This is a genomic window from Paenibacillus sp. PK3_47, assembly GCF_023520895.1.
In the GTDB taxonomy this organism is placed as follows: Bacteria; Bacillota; Bacilli; order Paenibacillales; family Paenibacillaceae; genus Paenibacillus_AQ.
Genome location: NZ_CP026029.1, coordinates 6,330,403 through 6,349,268, shown reverse-complemented (window position 1 = coordinate 6,349,268; position 18,866 = coordinate 6,330,403). Strand labels below are relative to the sequence as shown.

The window sequence follows — 18,866 nt, the reverse complement described above, 5'->3', positions numbered from 1 at the left end:
GCTAATCTGTCAGCAGATTAGCGGTTTACTCCGGATAAGTAATGAACTTTAACGCGGCTCCTGATGGGACTGCCAGCGTATAAGCATTTCCTCATAAATTTGGGCCAGCGGCAAAGTTAGTGCAGATTGGGCTATATTCACCGGTGCTTTGACCATACCCTGATTAATTTGGATCAGCCGGCGTTTTAAGCCCTGCTGGCCCTTAAGAAAGGTATCCGGATCCTTCAGTTGAATCCCGATCATTTGCTGGCCCGCCAGCTCATACAATTCAATATGAGTAATATCTTCCCAGCGGACAAGCCCTCCTGGAATATAAGAGGAATTATCGAAGACTCCCTCATCATTTATTATAATCGCCGGAGTACGGTCAAACATCTTCCGGACAAAGTACAGCATACAAGCCCCAAAAAAAACAATACATACAAGCCCTACTAATCCGTAAAGAAAGATCATGGTTCCATTCAGATATTCCAGGAAGAACCAGGCCCCTACCGCTACAAAACCCAGACAGGCAAAGCCCAGCACCCACAGCCTGCCTTTTCCGTTGTACACCTCAAGAGGTTTGTCTAAATGTGTTGAATAATCCATCGTATGTATCCTCCCAATAAATTCTATCCACTAAGAATATCACCTGAAATGAATAGATTGACACTATTTAACTCTTTATATTGACTATAGCTTTCACAGGTTGCAGCTTTAATCGAACGAAAAGTGACCTGTCTGACGACAGGTCACCCAGAGTGTTAAGAACCCCGGGTCTTTTAATGGTCTCGGGTTTCTTTGCTGTTTTTCCATGTTTGCGGACGCTGCATCCGTTACGTGCGTCGTCCTCTTCGCACGCTAACGGACACTGTGTCCGTTATTTGCCGAAAATCGCCTCGTTTCCATCGTTAACGGACCGTAGTTCCTCTAATCCGCTAGATGATGCTTAAAATAAGCCCATGCGAATGAAATAACGGATTTAGGGTCCGTTAGGATTCCCATACACACCTCTAGCGTAAAATAAAGGACCTAGGGTCCGTTAGCATTAGCATATTCAAGTCATTAATAGATTCTGTTGCGCGTGAGGTAATGGGTTGGAGCCGTCAATTGTTAACGCGGCCGTATGAAATCAGAATTATATAAAAAAGGTTTTCGAGACTTCCTCAACAGCTTGAGTGACCTGTCTGACGACAGGTCACCGGGCAAAAAACTATTGGCCGTAAAATATTCTATAAATAATAACTGCTGCTTCCGCTCGGGTTGCTGTATCCTTTGGCCGGATAGCATTGCCGTCACCTTGGACAATGCCTTCACTTACCAGCTCAGCTACGCTGTCTTTGGCATATGCAGCTATGCCGGCAGCGTCCGGGTAGTCACTCAAGTTCGCTGCCCTTGCATTTCCCGTCCATTGTTGAACACTCTTAAGCGCTCTGACGGCCATGACCATCATATCCTGCCTTGATATATCCTCTTTAGGGTTAAAGCGGTTGCCGTCTACGCCTTTGACTATTCCGAGCTGCTTGGCGATTCCCAAAGCTTCATAGTAATAGGCGCCTTGATGGACATCCGCAAAGTTAAAGCCTGACTCCGCCTGCAATCCCAAGGCTCTGACCAGCAGCAGGACAAAATCGGCACGGGTAATCTTTTGTTCCGGACTGAAGGAGGTTCCGGAGGTCCCTTTAACAATCCCTTCTGCATACAACCTGTTGATAGCCTCCGCTGCCCATTCATATTTGCTGCCGATATCCTGAAAATGATTGACAGCAGGCTGCGGCGATGGTGCTTGTGTAGCCGCTGGCGCCATTGTAGGCGCAGGGGTAGTAACGGGAGTTTCCGCCGGAACAGTAGTTGCTGCCGGTGCCGGTATACCTGCTGTCGGTACAGGAGTTACTGCAGGTGTCGGCTGAGGCACAGGCGTAATCTCAGGCGGTTTTGTCGGAGCCGTTCCTCCGCCGCCCAGCGTCGTTACCTGTACTGCCGGTCCGTCCGTGCTCCAATTGCCTGAGCTGTCGCCGGCTTCCACTTTAAAGCTATATTCCGTCGCCGCCTGCAATCCGGTAAAGCTATAGCTGTACACTTCCCCCGTTACTGTAACCGGCTCCGCATCTACACCGTTGTAGATCCGGTAACCTGTAACCGCCGTGTCATCCTCAGCCGCCGGCCAGGTCAGAGTCACACCACTGGCCGAGACACCGGAGGCATCCAGTACACTGCCTTCCGGCCATACCGGTGCCGCCATATCTGCCGCCGGCAGCGTCGTCACCTGTACTGCCGGACCATCTGCGCTCCAATTGCCTGAGCTGTCGCCGGCTTCCACTTTAAAGCTATATCCCGTCGCCGGATGTAATCCGGTAAAACTATAGCTGTACACTTCCCCAGTTACCGTTACCGGCTCCGCATCTATACCGTTGTAGATCCGGTAACCGGTAACCGCCGTGTCATCCTCAGCCGCCGTCCAGGTTAGAGTCACACCGCTGGCCGAGACACCTGAGACATCCAGTACACTGCCTTCCGGCCATACCGGGGATTTCTGGTCTCCTGACTCTGCATTCAGGCTTCCGTACAGCTTCAGCTCTCCCAAATTGCCGAACCAGCTGCTTGACGGATTGGAAATTCTTAAATATCTGTAACCGGCAGGATCATGAACACTGAATGACTGCCACTCCTGTATACCTTGTATGCCGGACACCAGATTACTCCAGCTGCTGTTATCGGCTGAACCTTGAATTACAGTTCCTCCCGCACGTGCCGGCAGGTCCTGGCGGGCAATCAGTTTCACCTTTGATAGCGTAAGCGAATTTCCTTCCTTGAAATCGATGACGAGCCAGCCGGCACCGTTATTGCCGGGACCGCGGAAATCTGAGTTCGTTCCGGTCAAACCGTCGAACAAATAACCTGCTTGAGTCCGCGTTGCATCCGGGGAACGGTTAGGCGTTGAATCTATGAAATCCGCTTTACTCATTACATCCTCAATGAATCCGGGTTCTTCAAGGATAGTAACTCCTGTTCCATCTGTAGTCCGGTTAACTGGCCATCCGTTTCTATAGTTAATTTCAAAAATAATGGCTCCCGGCAGATCAAATTCGCCGACCGGATATTCCGCCTTCCAGTTCAAACCGTCTGGAGATACTGCCGGCACAGCTTTACCATTCATTACAACATTAACGCCGTCAATAACATGATCAGCAGTAAAAGCCAATGTCGCAGTATCCCCGGCATTTGCAACCATTGGATCGCCATTGTCTGAAGTAAGCGATACCGCGCTGATCTCACGGCTCAGATTCAATTCCGTAAAACTGCCGTACAATTTAAGCTCAGCCAGATTTGCGTACCAGCTTCCCGGCCGGTAGATCCGGATGTAGCGGTATTCTGTATCCGCATCCTTGCTGAAGAACTTTTGCAGAGCATCTGTATTTGCCGCAGTGTCGGTTAGCTGCGTCCAGGTTTTGGCGTCATTCGAGCCCTCAACCCGGACACCGGCTATTCTGGATCCCCATTGTGCTCTGCCCAGAATTTTTGCCCGGTTCAGCTTAAAGGTTGTACCCGGTCCAAAATCAAATACCGCCCATTGATTGCTTCCCTGCCATTCTGTATACGTATTCGGTTTGTTATCGAACCAGACGGATACTATGCTCCGGGCAGTATCGCCGGTGTTGCCGTTATTGAGCGTAATATTTGCGCTTTTTCCGAAAATGTCTGCCTCAGGAATCGGCTGCACCTGTTCCAGTGCCTGTTTCAGGCCATAATAAGCTTTTTCCGCATCCTCTCTGGAAGGTGAACTCTGCCCGGTAACAGCTTTGGACTCATTCAGAGCCGTTACAATCAGGTTCCAGTCCTCCGGCGTATAATCATCCTCCTCCAGCGCTTCAATCGCAGGATACATGAGGATCGTTTCTTCGATGAGTTTTGCGGTATAGCTTTCAATGTCCAGTAAAGTGTACTGAATCATGAATACCGAAGTACTGACTCCGTCGGCGCCGGTAGACGCAAATGTGATATAGCCCTTTTCTTCTGCGGCTTGATCAGGAATACTCCAGATGAATTCACCGGATTCTGGGTCATAGGCTGCTGCTTCCGGCTTGGAGGTCAGCTTGACGGCAGTTCTGCTGCCATACACATCCGAAGCTGTAATGTGATTCCCGTATTTAGCGCCCGGATAGACCAGAATTTCAGTGTCCAGGGAGGAAGCGTTCATGACTGGATACTCGCCCGGTTCATTCAAGAGAAAGCTCTGCAGTTCTACAGTTCCGGTTCCTGTACCGGAAGCAGTCACTCGAACGAAGTTGCTTGCCCCGGACTGGGTGTTATAGCCGGTCTTGGATAAATCAAAGCTGACGTTAATCCAGCCGTCCGGACTTAATCCGTCTGTACGGGGAATATGAAATTCGGCGATCCGGCCTACAGGATTACCGAGCATATCAAAATGCAGCACGGCATCCGTATCGCTTTTGACTTTAACCCGAAGATTTGGTGCTCCGTTTAAAAAATCCACGTCTGTATAAGTTACAGCACTGTCTTCTCCCGGAGAGATCCGGAGTTTAACAGCCCCTTCTGTTCCTTGTTCGCGAACCGCTTGTCCCTGAACATTGAAGGCGTAGCTTCCTCCGCTAACCGGCTGGAAGGCGGCGGTATGGGCTGCAGGTTTTCCGGTGAAATGGCTCATTGTAATGCTGCCGTCACCTTCATACACCAGATACAGGTCGTTATTACCGCTGTTCTGTCCATACAATGGAACATCTTCTTCGTGCTCTATCGAAAAGGTTCTGGCAATACCGCCAGTGCTGTTTAATGCGTATTCTTTAATGGTAGCCCCGCCGGGAGAGCCGAGATTAAGCTTCAGCGTCCCGCCGGTAGAAGCAGCATTGATTTCAAATGTCCGGTAGCCTTTGTCGAACTCCATATTTTCGAATCCGATATATCCGCCGTCCGACAGGGTTACAGTCTCATCAGCATTCTTAACCGCACCGGTGGAACTGAACACATCGGCATCCGCTGCCTTTGTCAGCGCCGCTAAAGAGGAAGAGGCAAATTTGAACCAGAGCGTATCCGCATGGAAATTATACCCGTTTCCCGAACCGTAGAAATAGAAGTAGACGGTTTTTTGACCTGTCAGCAGGTCAGGTCTGACGGTAAGCTTCTGCGAATGGGTCTTGAAAATGCTGTACCAGGTAGTGTTCGGAACGTGAATGGTACCCGCCAGTGCAGCGCTGCTGAAGGTTTTTTCTGAAGGGGTACTCTCCAGATCACCGATTCTGACATCTATGCTTCCGCCTACATTGGAGTTGATGCCGTATGTGAACATGAGGAGATCCGCCAGATGATCCGGTGTCGATCCGAACCGGTCAAAATCAACTGTGTAAGCGGTCCACGCCCCGTTCTTTACATTGCTGGTTGCAAAGCGCGTAATCCCGTCTTCGTCCGGGAAAGGTTCGGTAATCACTCCGCCTTCCGTTCCGCCGGTAGCGGTATACTCATGCCCGGCAATCCGGTTGTAGAGTTCATAAGTATTATCTGCCGGCTGCGGTTCGGAAGGAAGACCGGCTCCAGACTGGCCGATACTGACATACCACGGCGTTGTAAGCATCACATCAATCCCGTCCATGCCGGCGCTTTCATAAGCGGCGTCAATATACTTGTATAAACTGCCGTATGTGCCGTCACCGTATAGGTCCAGGTAAATTCCGTCTTCATGCCCGATGTACGGATCCTGTCTTTCCTCGCCATCGGTATAGCCCTGCACATATTTATAGTAATTCACTAGCGCGCTGAAAGAATTGTAAATTCTGCCTCTGCCGTCTGTGGTCACTTTGGCGTAAGGCGCCCGGTCCCCGGTACCGTTAATATTCGGCTGCCAGATGACGTCTTCTCCAAGATTGTATTTTGAAAAATAGGCGGCATATTTCAGCAGTTTCTGCTCATGCACTTCAAACAGATTGGTACCGCCCTCCGCTGAAGTCTTAAATTGGCCGTTTTCATTTACCAATGTGCCCTGTAAATAAGCCGTACGTGCCATAACCGCCATGGGAATCATACTATCCTGGGCATGCGGGATATCCCGGCCCATCTCAACCTGCTGCCCGGAGTCCAGAATCATGGCATCAACTGAGAAATTGTTGCTCTCGCCCGGTAAACCGGTCATAGCCTGATTCCGTACTGTGCGTTCCACAGCATCCTTATACATCGCCAGATCATCCAGATAAATCGCGATGGCCATATAGGCCTGCGCTCCGAAGTTCCCTTGATTGAAATATCCGTCTTTCCGGTCAACTCCCGGGAGAAGAATGCGCAGCATCTGTTCAAAATCCTCAAGCTCAGCCGGACTTCCCCACCCTGAACTCGGCGTATACCTGAGAATTTCGGCAGCCATCACCAGCTGCGGGACGGCTTGCCCATTGCGGATCACATCTTTTTTGGCGTCTGAAGACAGGGTGCCGGCCCAGTCATTCAGGATCGCTTTGGCTTTATCGGAGTATTGCTCATGCCCGGTGATGTACCACATCAACGCCAGGTTGAATGCAGCTGTGCCATCCCTAACAAGCGCGTAGGTCTCCCTGTCACTGGTCAGCTCTGTAAAAGGTCCGCTGTTAATGTAGGACAAGCTTGAATAGGCGCTTTTTCTGAAGCTCTCGAATGATTCCTTCCAGGGCGACATCCCCTGCCAGACCATATCCCGCATGGTGTTCAAATCCTCGCGGTTGACATAGAATCCGGGATGGACAAACCCTGCTTCCGATTTTACCACCGTGTTGTCATAGGTCCTGTTATAGTCTGGGTTAATCAATTTGCTGTTCTGCGGCACCGGTATTGATGACACATAAGGTCCATACTGTTCATGGGGCTCAGTCCTACCGGCGTACACTTTGGACACTCCGGTAAGCGTAAGGGACTGCAGGAGTAAAAGAGCAGTGACGATTATGGCAACCGTCCTCTTGAAGGTTTTCTTCATGGGTAATAATCACTCACCTTTCTTGGACTAACGGCACTTCTGCCGTTAAATATTTTAAAGTGAAGGATCTCCTCGTTCCGTAAACCTCCTCCCTGCTAAAAATGATTGAGCTTAGCCTGTTTTGTCAGCCCTGCAAGAACCACCTGCAAGGGACGGTAAGCGCTTACTATATTGCTGTTTTTGATTATATAGGAATGCCGTTTGACCCGACCGGGGCGTTTTTAAGGTCAGTATGTACCTTTTTTAATCTTTTTTGAGATTCACACCTTAGCATTTTGCGGGTAAACAGACTTTCCATCCAACGGTTGGGTCGTACCTGGAGGGAAGCCTCATGCAACCAAACTGTGCCTAAAGACGCTAGCCCGGCCACTCATTTGTTCAAATTCAGTGTGATTTTCTCATGTTCACTTCCACGTTAAACGGGCATTTCGTTCTCTCCCCCGTCCCTGTGTCCTCTTATAGCGGAAAGCAATCTATTGTACTCGAAAAACCGAGTACAATAGATTGTTGCGAGGGGAAACGGGCCTATTGTACGCGAAAAACCAAGTACATTGGAACGCTGCGAGGGGAAACGGGCCCATTGTACTCGAAAAACCGAGTACATTTGGTCGCTGCGAGGGGAAACGGGCCCATTGTACTCGAAAAACGAGTACATTGAGACGCTGCGAAGGGAAACGGGCCCATTGTACTCGAAAAACCGAGTACATTGGGCCGCTGCGAGGGGAAACGGGCCCAATGTACTCGAAAAACCGAGTACATTGAGACGCTGCGAAGGGAAACGGGTCCATTGTACTCGAAAAACCAAGTACATTGGAACGCTGCGAGGGGAAACGGGCCCATTGTACTCGAAAAACCGAGTACATTTGGTCGCTGCGAAGGGAAACGGGCCCAATGTACCCGAAAAACCAAGTACATTGGGCTGCTGTGAGGGGAAACGGGCCCAATGTACGCGAAAAACCGAGTACATTGGGCCGCTGCGAGGGGAAACGGGCCCAATGTACTCGAAAAACCGAGTACATTGAGACGCTGCGAAGGGAAACGGGTCCATTGTACTCGAAAAACCAAGTACATTGGAACGCTGCGAGGGGAAACGGGCCCAATGTACTCGAAAAACCGAGTACATTTGGTCGCTGCGAGGGGAAACGGGCCTATTGTACTCGAAAAACCGAGTACATTGGGCCGCTGTGAGGGAAAACGGGCCTATTGTACGCGAAAAACCGAGTACATTGGGCCGCTGCGAGGGGAAACGAACCCAATGTACTTGAAAAACTGAGTAAAATGGACCGCTGCGAAGTAAAGCCGGCGTAATTCTGACTATTGTTATGGTTGCCAACTAATGACCATAATCATCGTCCAGCCTGAACATCTCCATCCGATCGGAAAGGTCATAGGGTCCCTTCTATTCCCTTCACCTCATATCAGGCAGTTTTGTTTCGCACGTCTCACACACTCCATTGGCTAAAGCACAAAAAAAGAGCATCACTTTCCGTGATGCTCCTCTGAACTTGAGAGAGACTATTCAGTGTACATTTTACGGATCTTATACAGAACCTGTGCAGCTTCAGCTCGGGTTGTCACACCCATTGGACTGAGGATCGTAGGGCCCCGGCCGTTAATAAAACCCGTCTTAACCATTGCAGCCATGTCTTCCGTTGCGTATGGTGCTGTTTGGCCGGCATCTGCAAATCTCTTCAAGTCTTCCGCGCTGCCGGTCTGCACGGCCGGATAGGCTACACGCAAAGCTCTCATCGTCATCACGGCCATGTCCTGCCTTGTGATTTCGTCATCACCATTGAAAGTGTTTTTAAAGCCAACCGATATTCCAAGCGCTCTGGCAGTTCCAATCTCCTCATAATACTTGTCGGTTACCTGAATATCCGTGAAGTTAGTGCTGAATTCGGCAGTGAGCTCAAGTGTTCTTACAAGCCAGGCCAAATATTCACTTCTCGTCACCTTGTCATCCGGACTAAAGGTCGTCGGCGAGGTACCGTCTATAAAGCCCTTAGAAGCCATGGTTACAACTGAGGTTGCATACCAGGAATTCTGTGGTACGTCACTGAAGCTCTTCTTGGTGTACACTACTCCGTATTTGCCGGACTGAACGGCTGTAAATACGATGGTTTTTTGAGCAGTGTCATATTCAGCATCCTTGATCCGGACAGGCTTACCGTTGGCATCAACAGACCATATTGAGAGATATTCGTAGTTCACAAGTTCTTCTGCAGCAGGTGTATAAGGTATATTAATCCCAAACGGTGCATTCAAGGTATCCGCAGCTGCCGGCACTCCATCTATTTTGACGCTAAAATCCAATACGGGTCTGCTGCCAACCGCAGCAACAAAGGTGTCCGGGTCAAGTGCTGAAGTGTCAGCTCTCCCGATAGTCAGTACAACAATCTTAACGTCCTTGGCGGCTGTTTTCAGCACATTGGAAGGAATTGTGATGGTTCCGGTTTCTGTTACCACTTCCACTCTCATAGTTGCCGTAACGGCGTGCAGTGCAGAAGCGGGAAGTACGACAGTATATGCATGTGCTCCTTCAGCTGCCGGCATTTCGACTCTTACGGTCTTAACACCACTGTTGTCTGCTTGTGCGTTTGCCAGTGCTTTGTTAATATCCTCCTGTCTGATCGGAGACCCTGAAGCAATGCCGGTCAATGTATCCATTTTCAGCGGACCGACCTTAATCAGATTGCCTTCAACTTTGACACTTACAGGAACCAGTGGTGGGGTGTACGCTGTTGACGGCGGAGATCCCGGGAATGACGATGGTGCAGGTTCCGGTGCAGAAGTTGGTTCCAGCGTCGGTGCAGCTGTTGGCTCTGGTACAGGTGTCGCTGTAGGTATTGGCGTTGGTGAGGCAGTTGGCTCCGCCGTCGGTGTTGGCGTTGGATCCGTTGATGGTTCTGGTATTGGTGTCGGCTCAGGCTTAGGTGTTGGTGTTGGCGTTCCTGTTGGCTCAGGCTTAGGTGTTGGTGTTGGATCCGATGTCGGTTCTGGTGTGGCAGTTGGCTCCGGCGTTGGTGTTGGTGTCGTTGTAGGCTCTGGACCTGCAGGCGTTCCGCTTACATTGATACCTGCTGATACCCTGCCTGCTGTATCAACCGTCTGCAGCTTCATTGTATAAGCTGTTCCGTTAACAAGCCCGGTGATGGCTGCACTGCTTGCTCCTCCACCGATGGTCTGCGCTGTGATCCCTTCTCCGGTTAACAGGACATGGTCAAAGTCTTCAGATGACGGATTGGTCCAGGTAAGAGTCAACATGCCGTCACCGGTTTTGACTTCAGCATCTGTCACCTCCTGAAGCTCAGGATCGGCCGGATTATCTATACTAATGGTCAAGGCAGGACTGGCAAGATGCGTTTCCGTTTCCTTATATCTTACATAATAGATTCCGGTGTCCAGTCCTGTTATCTCAGTGCCTGAAACCGCCGTCCAGCTGCCGGAATCATCTTCCCGCTTCTGGAATTCCATCGTTTCGTCCACGCCAGTGATTATTCCGTCCGCGGCACCGCTCACAGTGACATTTATCCCCTTAACCACTGTGTCAGACGGCGGACTCTGCTCCTGCTTGGAGACTGGACGGATGACCTCCCATTCCCACAAGCCGACACCATTGTCACCAGCCGGCGACTGTTTTGTCATTGTAACCCTAAGCGCTTTAACTTCCAGGGAGGGTTCAAACCCGTAACTGTTCACCGATTCTGCCGGTGTATGGTCTATTACCTTGATCCCTTCGGTTACGGTTGCCGCTGTTACCCATTCATTGGTCACGCTGTTTAGCGGAATATAAGAATACACATACTTGGACGGAGGCTTGATCCCGCCTGCATCTGACCATAACACCAGATTCGAGCTTTGGATTACAGCGCCTTGCGGCCATTCATACTGCACCCATTCCTCTGCCCCGGCATTGCCCCAGGTGCCCCAGTGCAGAAGGTTGCTGCCCGTCTTTTTGCCGTCATTAACCGCTGCCAGGTTCTCCCATGGTGAGGTGTAGCTGGAAGAAATGCTGGCCAGGTAAGCCATATTGCCATCACGAGGATGGAGCAGCTGCAGGTCGGCCAGCAGCTTTTCAAGCGCCCGGGCAATCTCTTCATCAGCAGCATTCATATTCTGAATTACTGCGGAAGCTTCAGCCTTCGCTGCTGCGACCGGGGCAAGACCCGGTTCGTTAAAGTTCGCGGCGTTCAACGTATTAACATAGTTATAAACCTTGATCAGTTCTGACTTATCTACCGCCCCTGTATAGCCGTATACCTTCCATTCCAGAATTCCCGAGCCGTTGGCGGTTGGCTTCATATCAATACGTACACCTGTGATATAAGCAGGCTCGAAAGTAGTGGTGTTGTATTTGTTCAGCTCATTTCCAAGTCCTTTTACAGCTCTTGGAGTATACCATTTGCCGGCTTCATCGCGGAGCATAAGCTGCATATCCTTCGGCCGGAAGTTTCCGCCGCCGTCCTGGAAGACATAGACGTCCATGGAAGAGGCGAGGAACGGCTGATCCCATTCATATATGACCCAGGCCGGATCCCCTTCTCTTCCCCAGTTATGCCATGCGCTGTTCGGTGCAGTGCGGTTTGGTGAGAAATCTCCTGAGCTTTTGGGATCAACACCATTATTCATCGCTTCAGGATAGCCGTCACCGCCCGAGAAGCTGGCAGACGGTTTGGCTGTCTGCGCGGCATTCTGCGGCTGAACGTTAACGACATAAATGGTGGCGAGCACTTCGATATCACTGTCTTTGACGGTTCCCCTGGCTTCAAATACTCCCGTATTTCCATAGCTGGCCGGATCGATGGTATCCCATACGATATGCTTTTCGCTATATCCGTCATCTGACAGAACATTCACCTGTCCGGGAAGTGCCGGAGCTGCGTCCTTTCGGGTCACTACGCTTAGTGCACGGTAGGTGTCAGTTGTGTCTTCCTTGATCTCAATCGTGGCTTCTTTGCTGGCCTTCTTGTCTCCGTCTGCCGCTGTAAAGGTAAAAACATAAGTCCCTGCTTTACTTACGCGCGCATATGCAGTGGCTTTGTCACCGCCTACAAAGGAAATATCCCCTGTACCGTCCGGTTTTTGCTTTACAGTCCATGCATACGTCAGCTCAGGTTCAAAGGCTGCGCTGTGCACAGGATCAGGAACTGCCTCGCCGGATAATACCAGAATGCTGTTGTTCGCTGCATCCTGTGTCACAGTCACCTGGCTAATCTCCGGCGGCAGCTTGTCGGGCGGCGCAGCCAGCTGGAAGGTCACCTCTCCAGAACCGCTCTTCTGTCCGTCATTTGCGGTAAGCCGGACTGTATAAGAACCTTCTTTATTACCGGTAACCTTTGTAAGGCTTGCTTTAGGGTAGCTGAAGTTTAGCTTGCCTCCTTCAGGAGTGCTGACAACCTCCCATTGGTAGGTAAGATTGCCATCCGGCGCTCCGTCATCGGTCACGATGCCGTTCAGCATAAAGGGAATCAGTGCCTGCGGCTGCTGCGATGCGGTCTCCGCCTTAACCTGTGGAGCTTCATTCTCACCGGTATCCTTCTTTTCAATGGCCAGTTCAGCTGCAGGTGCACTGTCCATCTGGAACATGGCGGTACCTTTATGATTATGCACATAGAACTGTCCGGCTTCTGCCCCATTCAGCTTGAGCTCATAGTAGCCGTTTCCGGTTCCCGCACCGTCAAAGGTGATCCTCGAAGCATGCTCTTTCCCGGCAGTGTTCAACAGCTGCAGGGTAAAGCCTTTGCCGTCTTTCCTTATGTTTGCGCTTGTTATCTTATCGTTATCAGATTCCAGGTAGATCTGCTCATTGATCAAATTAATCCGTTTGCCGAAGCCGTCTTTGGGCGTGATCTTGTAACTGCCCCCTTCGTCTCTGACCAGTGCGCCATACCCGAACAGACCGAATACAGGATCAGTCACGATATCGGAGCTGATGCTGAGCAGGGAACCGTACAGGCCTTCCTCCGCTTCACCGGAAAAGTCATTCCAGCCGTTGTTCATCACACGGGAGCCGCCGTCGAATACATCCTTGGTGCCGGTGCCTCCCTTATACATGGAATATCTCCAGGAGGTACTGCCTACAGACTGGGCTGAAATCTGTCCCATATTTACGGCGTTGAAATTTGATATCTTAGCCGCATAGTTGCGCTGCTGTGCGACAGCAGTCTGGTCCCCTGACCTCCCGTCGTTCTCGTAGCGGAGCCAGTCATCCATAATGTATCCCGCTAAAGAAGCCGTATATTGGAAATTCCACCAGCCTTCTCCTCCGCGGAATACCGGTACGGAATAATGGAACCAGGTGGGCTGGATGCCGCGCATGGCACGTGTCTTCCAGTCGGCCATCTCCATGCTCTTCACGGCTGCGGCTGCACGCCCGTCTTCCGGATAATAGGTACGCAGCGCTTTGGCGGCAGCATAAGCCCCCTCCTCGCCGGTATTATCATACTCAAATTCGGAACCGTAAGGATAATTGGCGTAGGTCATGTTCCGGCCTTTATCCAGGGCAAATTTCTTTTGCAGATTTGCCGATTCGGTCTGCATTCCCTCTTCCTTCAGCGCTTCAATCATCTCAGGAATCTGCTGCTCACCATAGAATCCGATGGCACCGCTGGAGACACGGTTATAGTAGATGCCATAGGCTTTTTCCAGATAATACTGCGGGGATTCGCGGTACTCCATCAGATTGGGATACGCCTTCTGGATGCGGTACATGTTGAAAAAGCCGGTGGCTTCCATAATTTCAGAGAACGCCCGTGTATACGGTTTATCTTTATCTGTAAAAGCTCCGGAATCCCTGAGCCAGTTCGCGACCATATAACTATCCTGTGTATTCTTCATAAACCGTTCCCACATGAAATCGATCAGGTAAGTTTCAATCGACCGGATTTCATCCGGATCGGGATGAAGATAGTTCTTCATGGTCATGAAGTTGATGTTATCGTGGCTCCAGTCATCTCCCCAGTGGCTGGTGTTCTGATCCAGGCCGCCTGAGAGATACCAGTCTAAATAGTTGCCGTAAGTAGGACTTTCCGGATTCTTATCCTGTGTCTGCTCCACCATAAATTCAGAGTGGGCTTCCGATGTAGCGTCCAGCTCAGCCAGAACATTGAACTCCAGCTGGGTGAATTTATCGACCCATTCATCACCGGACTTCAGCTTGTATTTCACACGGACACTGTTATTGCCGATCGCGCCGAATTGGAGTGAATAGATATGATGCTGTTCACCGTTTACGATTTTGGTTTCCACGAATTCGTAAGATTCCGTATATCCCGGATTTCCGTCAGAAAGTCCGCGGCCGGTGCGGGAATTGTTCACCATTTCTTCCCTGGTTTTGCCGGGCTTGATGTCCGGAATATGTTTTTCGTCAAACGGATCATTCTCATGAACACTCTGAATGTCAATGGACTCTACATCGATAAGGCTGTCGTCATAGTGCAGATCCAGCTTGACAGGCATATTGATCGCTGTCTGAAAGCCAGGTACCGCTACTGCATCGATCATACCCGACCGGTACAGGATAGACCGGAGATTGGCTTCACGGTCTTCCATTGAAGTTGATCGGTTATTAGGGCTTTGGGCATTGTCCTGCGGCTTGTTATCGCCTCCGCGTACCGCTGAGAATTTGAACTTGTAAGTCTTCTCCTGATCCGGCCCCAAAACCAGGCTGGAAGCATCCGTAAAATAGCCGCGCCCTGTTTTCTGGATATCCTTGGAATGAATATACAGAACATTCAGCCCCGGATACCAGCCTCCGCTGTCACCGGTCCAGTTCGAGAATGTATTTCCGGCACGCAGCTCCCCTGCTTCATGCATCCAGTAGTCTACATATTCGATGCGCGCACCGCTTTCCGGTACAGGGGTAAACAGCATGAAATTCCCTTCACCGCTGGTACGGATGGCATAGGCATACCCGCTGTCGGCGCCGGCAAAATTATGCACAGTAACACGGTCGTCATAGGTGTCGGATAATGTGCGGTATTTGTTATTCCAGGGCATAGGCAAGCCGATATCACCGAATTCAATATATTTGCTGCTTTTGTTCTTCACGGTAATTTCCCACAGCATGGAGCCGTCTTCCGTATCCATATCAAACACAGATTTTACATCAAAGCCTTTCATCGCCCGCTGGGCTGTGGACTCCAGATTCTGACCGATAAAATTGATTTCTACTTTTTTACCGTCTGCTGAAGCCGTCTTTTTAAAATAGGGGTTATCAGGATTGATGCTGGAAGCTTTGGCTGATCCGCCGGCCGCCAATGTTTTATTCGTATCCACCTCAGCAAAGCCGTCCCTGTGGTCAGGGAATTGTTCACTGTCGCCGGTACGGTATGAAAAAATCATCTCCCCCATCCACTGGTGCTGGACGTCATTCTGCGGCGAGGTATCGTTAGGCAGGACAAAATTAATCGGCTCACCGTTTTTATTGGCAGGGTTATTATTGATATACAGCTCTTCAATTTGTCCCAGATCACCGACTTTAGCAGAAAGGCTGGCATTGGAAATACCGTTATTAACTGCGGCTGATGCGGCGCTGACTTCCAGGGGCACTGTCTGAAAAAGCAGCAGCAGGGCCATTGCCAGCGGCTTGAGCTTTTTGGTCATCATTCAATCATAACCTCCCTGTTTCCACATTTTAGAGCGGTCTTCCCCAAGGCTGTAAGTCAATTTTTCAATCCGGTAAGCGTAATCCCCTCAACAAAATACCTCTGGCCGATCAGGTAAAAGATGACACCGGGAGCAAAGGAAAGACAGGTTGCGGCCATCGTCAGCGACCAGTCACTTTTCAGCTGTCCTCTAAAGTTCGTTAAACCGAGGGCGATCGTGTATTTATCACTGGAATTGATATAGATCATCTGCTGGAGCAGATCATTCCACAGCCCGATGAAGATAAACAGTGCAACCACAATCATTGCAGGCCGGATCGCCGGCATGATGATACTGAACAGAATCCGGAAGTAACCCGCTCCGTCAATCGTGGCCGCCTGGTCAAGCTCTCTGGGGATAGACATGATAAACTGGCGGATCAGAAAAATGTTGAAAGCACCTCCGCCGCAGAAATACGGCAGAATGAGCGGCCAATAGCTGTCGTTAAATCCCAGGCCGCGCGTCCAGCCTATGTACAGCGGAATCAGCGTAACCATGGCCGGCAGAAGCATCGAACCGACGCACAGCGCCCAGATCAGACCTTTCCCCCGGAAGCGCAGCCTTGCAAAAGCATATCCGCATAAGGTAGCCGTGAATGTACCCGCCAGACAGGACGGAGTGATGATCACCATCGTATTCCAGAGGTACTTCCAGAATTTAAAGACCTCCAGCGTTTTTTCATAGTTGGAAAACAGCCAGTTCTGCGGCACCAGCGAAGGCGGATATTGATAGATTTCTGAGTTAGACATGAGCGATGTGCGAAAAATCCACCAGATCGGGAAGACAGCCAGCAAAGCGAACAAAATGACAGCGGCGAACGTTACCATGTTCATGACCCTGTTTCTGCGTTTCTTGCTTCTTAGTCTGCTGTATGCGGCTGTGCTCAATGGTCGTCGCCTCCTTCATTGTAGATCCATAAGTTCGACGTCTTGAATAACACGGCAGTAAAGACGGCAAGAATGGCAAAGATAATCAGGGTAGTTGCGCAGGCATAACCCAGCTTGTAATTGACAAAGGCCTGGTCATACATCAGATACGTCAGGAAGCGCGACGAATTGCCCGGACCGCCATTGGTTAAAGCAAGCGCCGGTGTAACGACCTGGAGATTGGCAATCAGACTCATCAGGAGGTTATAGAAAATAATCGGTGTCATGCAAGGCAGGGTAATATGCAGGAAGCGCTGCCATCCGTTCGCTCCGTCCATTTCAGCCGCTTCATGGTATACACCCGGAACATTCTGCAGCCCCGCCAAAAAGATAACGATCAAATTCCCCGAAAGCCATACGGATATTAGTGAAAGCGAAGGAACAACATAACTGGAATCTGCGATAAAAAGAATTTTATTCAGTCCCATTTCGGACAGGAGATAGTTAAAAAAACCGAAATTCCCTTCGTACAGCCAGGACCATCCTACATAAATCGCTGCTGCCGGCAGAACATACGGTACATAGAATACCGCTCTGAAAAAACCTCTCGCCGGAATTTTACGGTTAAGCAGCATGGCAATAAACAAAGAGTAAATCATGCTTCCGGCCACAGATAAAGCTGCAAAATAGATCGTAGCGAAAATGGAATCCTTAATATAAGGATCGGTGGTGAACAGCTTGATATAATTATCAATTCCGATGAACTCCGGGCTCTTGAGCCCCGTCCAATTGGTCAGGCTGATCCCGAGCACTCCGGCAAGCGGCAGATAAGTCAGGAAGATTAAGCCTAAAAAAGCGGGAATCAGACATATATAAGCGACACGCGCCTCGCTGGAATGAATGCGGGAACGGTGTTTCTGCAGTTTACGGATGGTTTCCATATCTCGCTCTCCCCCACGATTAGAGGATGACCGCCATATGAGTTTACAGGCGGCCATCCCTTCTATCTTTTATTGATTGCCTGCATGAATAGCTTTCAGAGCTTCTAGATTTTTGGTAATCGCTTCTTTCGCGGTAGTTTTACCAGTCCAGACATCTCCCAGAACCGAGCCGAGCAGTGTATTAAAGTCTGTTGTATAGTTCGTATAGAACCAGGCGGCAGGTCTTGCAGCAGAGGATTGGGCGTAATCAACAACTGCTGACTTGTATTCCTCGTATGGAGGAAAATTCGGATTTTCCACCCATTTGCGGGTGAGCGTCTCATCCTTATACCACTTATCGAGAGTAGGCATCCAAATGCCGGAGGAGATAAGCTCCCAATTATTTTCCTCAGAGTTATACCATTTCAGCCATTCCATTGCTTCCTTCGGATGCTTGGTCTGTGAGAATACGACATTGGCGCCGCCTGTGCTGATCGTCACTTTATCCTTCATATAAGGCAGGACGGCTACGCCGTAGTTCAAGCCTTCCTCCTTGGCGGTATTCAGGCTGGTGCCTACATTCCATTGGCCGTTTGTCGCCATGGCCACCGTGCCGGCAATGATGGTGCGCTGAATGCCGTCATCGGTCTGCCCGACAGACAGCGGGGCAACGTGGTCTTTTAAATACAAATCAGCCACTCTCTGAATCGCTTCCATGCTGGAGTCTTCCCCGATTCTGACCTCAGACCCGTCTTCGGAATAGAACCCGCCGCCATTGCTGAGTGCCCATGTTTCGAGCTGCCACGGCAGATTCTCGACGGATGCGCCATATTGAACGATGCTCTGTGCATTAAAACCATCCTCGCCGGGATGTTTGCCGTTCTTGTCTATCGTCAGTTTCTTGGCCGTGTCTACAAATTCGTCCCAGGTCCATGCCTGATCCAGTGCAGAAGGAGGATACGGGACATTCGCTTTGTCGAACATGTCTTTGTTGTAATACAGCAGCAAAATTTCATTGGCAGCCGCATAGGCTACAGTGTTGCCCTTGTGTTTATAGGCCAGGCTATCCAGCGGCTTGCTGTCACTTCCCTCATACATGGCACTGACATCATTCAGCATGCCTTCAGAGGACCACTGGATGACCCCATCCTCCTTAAGCATTCCTGTGTCCGGCAATTGGCCAGCTGTTGCGAGCGTATTCAATTTTGTCATGTAATTCTCCCAGGGAATTGCCTGTACTTCCACTTCTATTCTGTCCTGGGAAGCATTGAACCGGTCCGCCACCGTCTGGGTCGTATTCCCTTCCGCCGCACTTCCCCACATCGTGTAAATAATTTTTACTTTTTCCGCAGAGGCTTCAGATGTTGTGGCAGCTTCTGATTCCGGTGACGGTGAGGCCGAATTAGTCCCGTTATGGTTTCCGCATCCGACAGCGCCCAGTATCGAGCCAGCCAGAATAAGGCCTGCTCCGAGTGTCTTTCCTGTTTTCATTGCCGCTGATCCCCT

6 protein-coding genes are annotated in these 18,866 nt (G+C 50.3%); all 6 read right to left on the bottom strand.

The genetic code is table 11. The features are described 5' to 3' along the window. Window positions 1-48 precede the first annotated feature (48 nt). The 6 genes from C2I18_RS27510 to C2I18_RS27485 all read right to left on the bottom strand — a co-directional run bounded on the left by C2I18_RS27510 (window position 49) and on the right by C2I18_RS27485 (window position 18,851). On the bottom strand, window positions 49-588 hold the full coding sequence (locus C2I18_RS27510; protein WP_249898876.1) for an STM3941 family protein: 540 nt from the start codon (window positions 586-588) through the stop codon (window positions 49-51). A gap of 604 nt (window positions 589-1,192) precedes the next feature. Continuing rightward, window positions 1,193-6,796 (bottom strand): S-layer homology domain-containing protein, encoded by a 5,604-nt coding sequence (locus C2I18_RS27505; RefSeq protein ID WP_249898875.1) that lies wholly within the window; start codon window positions 6,794-6,796, stop codon window positions 1,193-1,195. Between the two features lie 1,647 nt (window positions 6,797-8,443). Further along, complete coding sequence (locus C2I18_RS27500) at window positions 8,444-15,535, bottom strand: DUF5695 domain-containing protein (RefSeq protein ID WP_249898874.1); 7,092 nt, start codon at window positions 15,533-15,535, stop codon at window positions 8,444-8,446. A 56-nt stretch (window positions 15,536-15,591) separates the two neighbouring features. After that, on the bottom strand, window positions 15,592-16,461 hold the full coding sequence (locus C2I18_RS27495; protein ID WP_249898873.1) for a carbohydrate ABC transporter permease: 870 nt from the start codon (window positions 16,459-16,461) through the stop codon (window positions 15,592-15,594). Next, complete coding sequence (locus C2I18_RS27490; RefSeq protein WP_249898872.1) at window positions 16,458-17,381, bottom strand: carbohydrate ABC transporter permease; 924 nt, start codon at window positions 17,379-17,381, stop codon at window positions 16,458-16,460. Before C2I18_RS27490 ends, C2I18_RS27495 begins: the two co-directional genes overlap by 4 nt. 69 nt (window positions 17,382-17,450) lie before the next feature. Then, the gene (locus C2I18_RS27485; protein WP_249898871.1) at window positions 17,451-18,851 is read right to left on the bottom strand and encodes an ABC transporter substrate-binding protein; all 1,401 of its coding nucleotides are present in this window, start codon (window positions 18,849-18,851) and stop codon (window positions 17,451-17,453) included. Window positions 18,852-18,866: the final 15 nt, after the last annotated feature.

Excerpts from the sequence above, each read along its gene's own strand:
- C2I18_RS27490 (WP_249898872.1), bottom strand. The coding sequence starts at position 17,381 with ATGGAAACCATCCGTAAACTGCAGAAACACCGTTCCCGCATTCATTCC.
- C2I18_RS27500 (WP_249898874.1), bottom strand. The coding sequence starts at position 15,535 with ATGATGACCAAAAAGCTCAAGCCGCTGGCAATGGCCCTGCTGCTGCTT.
- C2I18_RS27485 (WP_249898871.1), bottom strand. The coding sequence starts at position 18,851 with ATGAAAACAGGAAAGACACTCGGAGCAGGCCTTATTCTGGCTGGCTCG.
- C2I18_RS27510 (WP_249898876.1), bottom strand. The coding sequence starts at position 588 with ATGGATTATTCAACACATTTAGACAAACCTCTTGAGGTGTACAACGGA.